Raw genomic sequence first — 8615 nt, 5'->3', positions numbered from 1 at the left:
GGCTGCCACTTTCGAACAAGTGACCAGCATCCTGCCCCCATGCAGCGAAAGATCGAATATTACGCCGAAAAACACCCCCATTTGGGAAAAAGCTCCGATTCCGTTTTAGTAGAAAGCGACCATCCCGAGCGGCCGAGAGACCTGGATCGATGAAGCCGCAGCAACCCTGGTCGCCGGAATTCCTCCCTGGACTCCGACGATAGCAAGGCAAGAGCCGTGGGACCGGCCGGACTGACCACCCGGCTGACAGGCTCTTTCCGTAGGGTGCTACTGCCAGGACCGATGGAGTGCCCCTATGACTGCTGTCCTGTCCTCCTCCGCGCCTGAGACGTCCCCGGACGCCGCCGCCGGAGCAACCACCCGCACCCCGGCACTGCCGGTTGCTTTCCACTCCCTGCGCCGCACCTTCGGCACCGGCGCCGAGGCGCACACCGTCCTGCGCGACATCGACTTCGAAATCCGCGCCGGGGAAGTCCTGGCCATCCTCGGCACGTCCGGGTGCGGCAAGTCCACGCTGCTCCGGGCCACCGCCGGACTCGATTCCCCCACGGCCGGCAGCGTTAACATCGACGGCACCCCCGTCCAGGGCATTGACTCCCGCTGCGCCTTCGCCTTCCAGGAACCGCGCCTCCTGCCATGGCACACGCTGCAGGCCAACATCGCCATCGGCCTGCCCACCGGCATCAGCGCCAGGGACGGCAAGGCAAAGGTGTCCCGGCTGCTCGAACTCGTAGGACTGACGAACTTCGCCAAGCACCGCCCCCGCGAAATTTCCGGAGGTATGGCCCAGCGGGCCTCCCTGGCCCGCGCCCTTGCCCGCAACCCCGGCGTCCTGCTCCTCGACGAACCGTTCGGCGCGCTCGACGCGCTCACGCGGATCAAGATGCAGGACCTCCTGCTGGACATCCACCGCGCCGAGCCCACCACCGTGCTGCTGGTGACCCACGACGTCGACGAGGCCCTGCAGCTTGCCGACCGCATCATCATCCTGGGCAAGGACAACAACGCCGTTGCAGGATCAGCGGCCAAGGCGTCCGGCGCAACCATCGTGCGCACCGTCACCGTCCCTGGTGAACGTCCCCGGGACCGCGGGTCCGTGGAACTGGCCCGAATGCGGGCCTCCCTCCTGGCGGCCCTCGGCGTCGACGGCCACTAGCTTCGACGCCGCACGGGTTTCCTTCGAAGCGCCCGGGAACACCACAGCCGCTCCTGCGCTCCAGCGCCACCCTCTCTCCTGCCCGCCTGCCCTTCTTTCCACGCCACTTCGTCTCCCAGAGGATCCCCATGTCATTCACCCGCAAAGCCACCCGCCGTTCCGTGATAGGCGCCGTCGCCGCCTCCGCCGCGCTCGTCCTCACGGGCTGCGTCGCAGGTGAAGGATCCGGCGGGTCCCCCGCGGCGAACGCCGCCGTCGAGAGCGGGACGCTCAACATCGACTTCGCCACGTACAACCCGCTGAGCCTGGTCATCAAGAAGAAGGGCTGGCTTGAGGCCTCCCTCAAGGACCAGGGTGTCACCGTCAACTGGGTCCAGTCCGCCGGGTCCAACAAGGCCAATGAGGCGCTGCGCTCCGGCGCGATCGACGTCGGCTCGACGGCGGGATCCGCCGCGCTGCTGGCCCGCGCCAACGGTTCCCCGATCAAGACGATCGATATCTACTCCCAGCCGGAATGGGCCGCCCTCGTGGCGAAGTCCTCCTCGGGCATCACCACCGTGGCCGACCTCAAGGGCAAGTCCGTGGCCGCGACCAAGGGCACCGACCCCTACTTCTTCCTGCTGCAGTCGCTCTCCGAAGCCGGGATCTCCGCCAAGGACGTCACGGTGCAGAACCTGCAGCACGCTGACGGCCGCGCCGCACTGGAAAACGGCTCGGTGGATGCCTGGTCCGGGCTGGACCCGATCATGGCCGGCGCGGAGCAGAAGGGCGCCACGCTCTTCTACCGGAACCTTTCCTTCAACACCTACGGCTTCCTGAACGCCACGGAATCCTTCCTGAAAAACAAGCCGAAGCAGGCGCAGGCCGTCGTCAACGCCTACGAGAAAGCCCGCGCCTGGGCCGTGGCCAACCCGGACGAGACGGCACAAATCCTCGCCGAGGCCGCCGGCCTGGACCTCGCCGTCGCGAAGACCGTGGTGCTGGAGCGCAGCAACCTGAACGTGGATCCGGCACCGGGAGAGGCACAGCGCAAGGTTCTGGCGAAGATCGGCCCCACGTTCGTGGAGACCGGGGACGTAGCCAGCCAGAAGCAGATCGACGACGCCGTCGCTACCATTCTTGATGACTCGCTGGTGAAGATGGCGGACGCGTCCGCCATCAAGGATTCCTGATGACCCGCCTCGGAAATCCTTACCTCACTGGCACCAGCGTTGCGGACGGGCGCGCTGCAGCCGTCCCCGCAACTCCGGCAGACGCCGCCCAGCCGAACTCCCCCGCTACGGGTGGAGGTGGCTCCCCGGCGAACGGATGGTCCCCCGCCGGGATCCTCGCCAACGGCTGGGCGCGTCTGCTCCTTGGATTGATCATTCCCGCTGCGGTCCTGGCCGCCTGGCAGCTCTCCACGGCGGCGGGAGTGTTCAGCGTGGTCCAGCTCCCGCCGCCGGCGATGGTGCTGGAGGCCGGACTGGACCTGCTCCAGCGCGGGCAGCTCGGCCAGCACATCGCGATCTCCACCCAGCGGGTGCTGATCGGCTTTGCTGCTGGCGCTGCCCTGGGACTGGTGTTCGGATCGCTGGTGGGCCTGTCCCGGTTCGCCGACGCCTTGCTTGCGCCGACCATTGGCGCCCTCCGCGCCGTCCCGTCGCTCGCGTGGGTGCCGCTGCTCATCCTCTGGATGAAGATCGGCGAGGATTCCAAGATCACCTTGATCCTTATCGGCGCCTTCTTCCCCGTGTTCACCACCGTCTCCCTGGCGTTGCGGCACGTGGACCGGAACCTGGTGGAAGCGGCGCGCGCCTTCGGCCTCAAGGGTGTGAAGCTGCTGACCACGGTCCAGCTTCCGGCCGTGGTTCCGGCGGTGTTCTCCGGGCTCCGGCTGGCGCTGGCCCAGGCCTGGCTGTTCCTGGTGGCCGCGGAACTCATCGCCTCCTCGATGGGGCTCGGCTTTCTGCTCACGGATTCCCAGAACAACGGACGCACGGACCGGCTCCTGCTGGCGATCGTGCTGCTGGCTGTGATCGGCAAGATCACCGATGCCCTGCTGGGCCTCGCCGAGAAATGGGCGGTGAAACGATGGGCGTAAATACTGAAACGGCCCCGGCCAGCGTCCCGGTCACCAACGAAGAGCGCCTCGCCTTCTGGGAGGCGGCCGCCCTCCGGCTCGACTGGGAGGACGTGCCCGGTCGGGACAGGCCGTGGCACACCACGCACCGCCGCGTCCCGGCCGACGTCGACGCCGGAATCGGCCCCGACATCACCTGGTTCGAGGGCGGCAGGCTCAACGTCGCGTACAACTGCGTCGACCGCCACGTGGCCGCGGGACGCGGTGACACAGTGGCCCTGCACTTCGAGGGCGAGCCCGGCGACCGGCGCACCATCAGCTACGCCGAACTGCAGCGCGAGGTCTCCCGGGCCGCGAACGCCCTCCTGGGCCTCGGCATCACCAAAGGTGACCGGGTGGTCATCTACCTCCCGGTCATCCCGGAAACTGTGATCATCACCCTGGCGGTGGCCCGCATCGGGGCCATCCACTCCCTCGTCTTCGGCGGCTTCTCCGCCGAGGCGCTCAAGTTCCGGGTGGAGGACACCGGCGCCAAGCTGCTCGTCACCACCGACGGCCAGTTCCGCCGCGGCGTCGCCGTGCCGGTCAAGGACAACGCGGACGCGGCCGTCTCCGGCCAGAACAACATTGAGCACGTCCTGGTGGTCAACCGCACCACTCCACCGGAACAGCTGGACACCGTCCCGATGACCAAGGGCCGCGACGTGTGGTGGCATAACGCCGTCGGGCAGGCCCCGGACGTCCACACGCCGGAAGTGTTCGACGCCGAAACACCGCTGTTCATCATGTACACCTCCGGGACCACCGGAAAGCCCAAGGGCCTGGTCCACACCTCGGGCGGCTACCTGACGCAGGCATCCTGGAGCTTCGAGCACCTCTTCAGCAACCCGGACCCCGCCCTCCGCGCCCAGGACGTCCACTGGTGCACGGCAGACCTCGCCTGGGTCACCGCCCACACCTACGAGCTCTACGGCCCGCTCTCCAACGGCGCCACCCAGGTGATCTTCGAGGGCACCCCCAACACCCCGCACCCGGGCCGGCACTTCGAAATCATCGAACGCTACGGCGTCACGCAGTACTACACCGCCCCCACCCTGGTCCGGTCGCTGATGGGCTGGTTCCCGGACGGCGTTCCGGACACGTACGACCTCTCCTCCATCCGCCTGCTCGGCACTGTCGGGGAGGCCATCAACCCCGAGGCGTGGCGCTGGTTCCGGGAGAACGTCGGCGCCGGCACCGCCCCGGTGGTTGACACCTGGTGGCAGTCCGAAACCGGCGCCACCATCCTCTCCCCCGCCCCGACCGACACCGAGTTCAAGCCCGGCTGCGCCGCCCGGCCGCTGCCCGGCGTCGGCACCCGGATCGTGGACGACGCCGGCAACACCGTGCCGCCGGGCGTCCAGGGCTTCATCGTGGTGGACGCCCCCGGCCCCGCCATCGCACGGACCGTGTGGGGGAACCCGCAGCGCTACTTCGATTCCTACTGGCGGCAGTACGCGGCGCAGGGCTGGTTCCTCGCCGGTGACGGCGCCAAGTACGACGACGACGGCGACATCTGGATCCTCGGGCGGGTGGACGACACCCTCAACGTCTCCGGACACCTGCTCTCCACGATCGAGATCGAATCGGCCCTCGTCTCGCACCCGGACGTGGTGGAGGCCGGCGTCTGTCCGGTCGCGGACCCGAAGACCGGCCACGCCGTCGTCGCGTTTGTGGTGCTGAAGGATTCGGCGACGATTTCCTCGGTAGCCGCGCATCGCGCGAGCGAGGAACGAGCGAGGGTGTCTAAGCGGCGCGAGGAAATCGCCGCCGAACTCCGGGCGCACGTCGCGACTCAGATCGGGCCGATCGCGAAACCGCGCGACGTCGTCGTCGTTCCTGATGTGCCCAAGACCCGCAGCGGCAAGATCATGCGCCGGCTGCTGACCCAGCTGTTCGAAGGCACCACGCTCGGCGACACGACCTCGCTGCAGAACGAACCGTCGATCGCAGGCATCCAGACCGTCCTGCGTGAACGCACTACCACCTTAGGAAACACCCCAGAAGTAAGGAACACCCATGACTGACATCAGCAGCGTCGCCCGTCTCTCCGAACCCCTGAAGTTCGCCTACTGGGTCCCGAACGTCTCCGGCGGCCTGGTGGTCTCCACCATCGAACAGCGCACCGGCTGGGACTTCGAGTACAACAAGAAGCTGGCCCGGATCGCGGAGAACTCCGGCTTCGAATACGCCCTGACGCAGACCCGCTACGCCGCGTCCTACGGCGCGGACAAGCAGCACGAAGCCACCTCGTTCAGCCTGGCACTCCTGGCCGCAACGGAGCGGCTCAAGGTCATCTCGGCCGTCCACCCGGGCATGTGGCACCCCGGCGTCCTGGCGAAGTTCATCATCACCGCGGACCACATCTCCAACGGCCGCGCCGCCGTGAACATCGTCTCCGGCTGGCTCAAGGCCGAGTTCGAAAACTTCGGCCTTGAATGGCTCGAACACGACGAGCGCTACGTCCGCACCGAGGAATTCATCAAGGTCCTGCGCGGGCTCTGGACCGAACAGGAATACAGCCAGTCCGGCAAGTACTACAACATCACCGACTTCACCCTGCAGCCGGCGCCCGTGGATGTCCCCGGACGCGCGCACCCGGAGATCTTCTTCGGCGGCAACTCCACCGCGGCCCAGGCCACCGCCGGCCGGGTGGCCGACTGGTACTTCTCCAACGGCAAGGACCTCGAAGGGTTCAAGGACAACATCGCCGGCGTCGTTGCCTCCGCCGGTGAGGCGCGCCGCGGCACCGACGGCGTCCTCCCCGCCCCCAGGTTCGGCCTGAACGGCTTCGTGATCGCCCGCGATTCGGAAAAGGAGGCCCGGGACACCCTCCGCGAGATCGTCGCGAAGGCGCACAAGCCCGCCGTCGAGGGCTTCCGTGACGCTGTCCAGGAGGCCGGAGCGTCCACCAAGGACGGCAAGGGCATGTGGGCCGATTCGAGCTTCGAGGACCTGGTCCAGTACAACGACGGCTTCAAGACCCAGCTGATCGGCACGCCGGAGCAGATCGCCGAGCGGATCGTGGAGTACAAGAAGATCGGCGTGAATCTGTTCCTCACCGGGTACCTGCACTTCCAGGAGGAGGTCGCCGCGTTCGGCCAGGACGTCCTGCCGATTGTGCGCGAACTCGAGGCGGACCTGGCCCGCAAGCACGGCACGGAGCTGGACCTGTCCGCGACCCCCGTTGCCAAGATTGAGGTGGCTGCGTAATGGCCGACCGCAAGTTCGGTTTCCGCACCCGCGCCCTGCACGCCGGCGGCACGCCCGACGCCGAGCACGGCGCCCGTGCCGTGCCGATCTACCAGACGACGTCGTTCGTGTTCAAGGACACCCAGGACGCCGCCAACCTGTTCGCGCTGCAGAAGTACGGCAACATCTACTCCCGGATCGGCAACCCGACGGTCGCCGCATTCGAGGAGCGCATCGCGTCCCTTGAAGGTGGCATCGGGGCGGTGGCCACGTCCTCGGGCATGGCCGCGGAGTTCATCACGTTTGCCGCGCTCACCCAGTCCGGCGACCACATCGTCGCAGCCTCCCAGCTCTATGGCGGCACGGTGACCCAGCTGGACGTCACGCTGCGCCGCTTCGGCGTGGATACCACCTTCGTCCCGGGCACCGACCCGGCGGACTACGCCGCGGCGGTCCGGGAGAACACCAAGGCGATTTTCGTCGAGGTGGTGGCCAACCCGTCGTCGGAAGTCCAGGACCTCGAGGGGCTGGCAAAGGTGGCGCGCGACGCCGGCATCCCGCTGGTCGTCGACGCCACCCTGAGCACCCCGTACCTCGTGCGGCCGATCGAACACGGGGCCGACATCGTGATCCACTCGGCCACGAAGTTCCTCGGCGGCCACGGAACCACGCTGGGCGGCGTTATTGTCGAAAGCGGCCGCTTCAACTGGGGCAACGGCAAGTTCCCCACCATGACCGAACCGGTGGCCTCCTACGGGAACGTTTCCTGGTGGGGAAACTTCGGCGAGTACGGTTTCCTGACCAAGTTGCGCTGCGAACAGCTGCGCGACATCGGACCCGCCTTGTCGCCGCTGTCTGCGTTCCAGCTGCTGCAGGGCGTGGAAACCCTCCCGCAGCGCCTGGACGAACACCTCAAGAACGCCCAGGCCGTAGCGGAGTGGCTTGAAGCGGACGAGCGCGTGGCCTACGTGAACTTCTCGGGCCTGCCCTCGCACCCGCACTTCGAGCGGGCCAAAAAGTACCTGCCGCTGGGGCCGGGGTCGGTGTTCTCCTTCGGGGTGAAGGGAGGCCGCGCCGCAGGGCAGAAATTCATCGAGTCCCTGCAGCTGGCCTCGCATCTGGCCAACGTCGGTGACTCCCGGACCCTCGTGATCCACCCGGGTTCCACCACCCACCAGCAGCTCAGCCCCGAACAGCTCGAGTCCGCCGGAATCCCCGAGGACCTGGTCCGGATTTCGATCGGGCTGGAAGACATCGAGGACATCCTCTGGGACCTGGACCAGGCGCTGGACGTGGCGACGGTGGCAGCCTCTGATGCATCCGCCCGCGGCTTAGACACACCGCCTCGTTCCTCGGCGGCGCGATGCGCCGCTTCCGCGGACACATCAGAGCCTGAAGCCTGCACGATCGGAGCCAACTAATGACTGTTGAAGAGCGAACATGGACCGGCCCGTCCGCGCCGGAACGGCTGAACCTGCTGCGGCAGGCGAAATCGATCGCGATTGTGGGCGCGTCGGACAAGCCGTCCCGGGCAAGCTACTTCGTGGCAACCTACCTGCAGTCCTCCACGCGTTACAAGGTCTATTTCGTGAACCCGGTGGTCAAGGAGATCCTCGGCCAACCGACGTACGCCTCGCTCGCGGATCTGCCGGAGAGCCCGGACATTGTGGACGTGTTCCGCAAGCACGATGACCTGCCGGGTGTCCTGGACGAGGCCATCGCGGCCGGCGCCAAGACTCTCTGGCTGCAGTTGGGCTCATGGCACGAGGACGTGGCGAAGGAAGCCGAAGCGGCCGGGCTCGACGTCGTGATGGACCGCTGCGTGAAGATTGAGCATGCCCGGTTCCACGGCGGCCTGCACCTGGCCGGCTTCGACACCGGGGTCATTTCCTCCAAGCGCCAGGTGCTGGCCTAAGCGTCCTGCGCCTTCGGATGCCCGGCTCGCGGCGGGCCGTGCGGACTCGCTGTAACGAAACGGCGAGCCCGCACGCAGCCCGCGACCCGGACGGGCCGCCAAGGGACTAGGGCTGGCCGGGAAGGGTCGGAAGCCCGCCGGGAAGCGTTGGCGCCGGCAGCGGATCCTTGGGAAGGCTCCGGTCCGCGCCCGGGCCGGGAAGCCCGGGTGTGACAGGGCGGCGGGGAGGCATCGGAAGGACTCCGCCCCGG

General features: G+C 67.6%; 7 protein-coding genes. All 7 read left to right on the top strand.

Annotation, left to right across the window (positions count from 1 at the left end; genetic code table 11):
• Nucleotides 1-295: 295 nt before the first annotated feature.
• The 7 genes from K789_RS0100580 to K789_RS0100550 all read left to right on the top strand — a co-directional run bounded on the left by K789_RS0100580 (nucleotide 296) and on the right by K789_RS0100550 (nucleotide 8364).
• Nucleotides 296-1156 (top strand): ABC transporter ATP-binding protein, encoded by an 861-nt coding sequence (locus K789_RS0100580; RefSeq protein WP_024365048.1) that lies wholly within the window; start codon nucleotides 296-298, stop codon nucleotides 1154-1156.
• A 128-nt stretch (nucleotides 1157-1284) separates the two neighbouring features.
• Nucleotides 1285-2328, top strand: a complete 1044-nt coding sequence (locus tag K789_RS0100575; protein WP_024365047.1) for an aliphatic sulfonate ABC transporter substrate-binding protein — start codon at nucleotides 1285-1287, stop codon at nucleotides 2326-2328.
• Nucleotides 2328-3239 (top strand): ABC transporter permease, encoded by a 912-nt coding sequence (locus tag K789_RS0100570; RefSeq protein WP_024365046.1) that lies wholly within the window; start codon nucleotides 2328-2330, stop codon nucleotides 3237-3239. The genes K789_RS0100575 and K789_RS0100570 overlap by 1 nt, the downstream gene beginning before the upstream one ends.
• On the top strand, nucleotides 3230-5284 hold the full coding sequence (acs, locus tag K789_RS0100565) for an acetate--CoA ligase (RefSeq protein WP_024365045.1): 2055 nt from the start codon (nucleotides 3230-3232) through the stop codon (nucleotides 5282-5284). Before K789_RS0100570 ends, acs begins: the two co-directional genes overlap by 10 nt.
• Entirely contained in the window at nucleotides 5277-6470 is a 1194-nt protein-coding gene (gene sfnG, locus K789_RS0100560) for a dimethylsulfone monooxygenase SfnG (RefSeq protein ID WP_024365044.1), read from the top strand. The genes acs and sfnG overlap by 8 nt, the downstream gene beginning before the upstream one ends.
• Complete coding sequence (locus K789_RS0100555) at nucleotides 6470-7870, top strand: O-acetylhomoserine aminocarboxypropyltransferase/cysteine synthase family protein (protein ID WP_024365043.1); 1401 nt, start codon at nucleotides 6470-6472, stop codon at nucleotides 7868-7870. The genes sfnG and K789_RS0100555 overlap by 1 nt, the downstream gene beginning before the upstream one ends.
• Entirely contained in the window at nucleotides 7870-8364 is a 495-nt protein-coding gene (locus K789_RS0100550) for a CoA-binding protein (protein WP_024365042.1), read from the top strand. The genes K789_RS0100555 and K789_RS0100550 overlap by 1 nt, the downstream gene beginning before the upstream one ends.
• The last annotated feature ends 251 nt before the right edge of the window (nucleotides 8365-8615 follow it).

This window comes from Arthrobacter sp. TB 26, from assembly GCF_000427315.1.
GTDB lineage: Bacteria > Actinomycetota > Actinomycetes > Actinomycetales > Micrococcaceae > Arthrobacter.
Note: the sequence above shows the minus strand (reverse complement) of the source record. Positions and strands in the feature narration are given on the sequence as shown.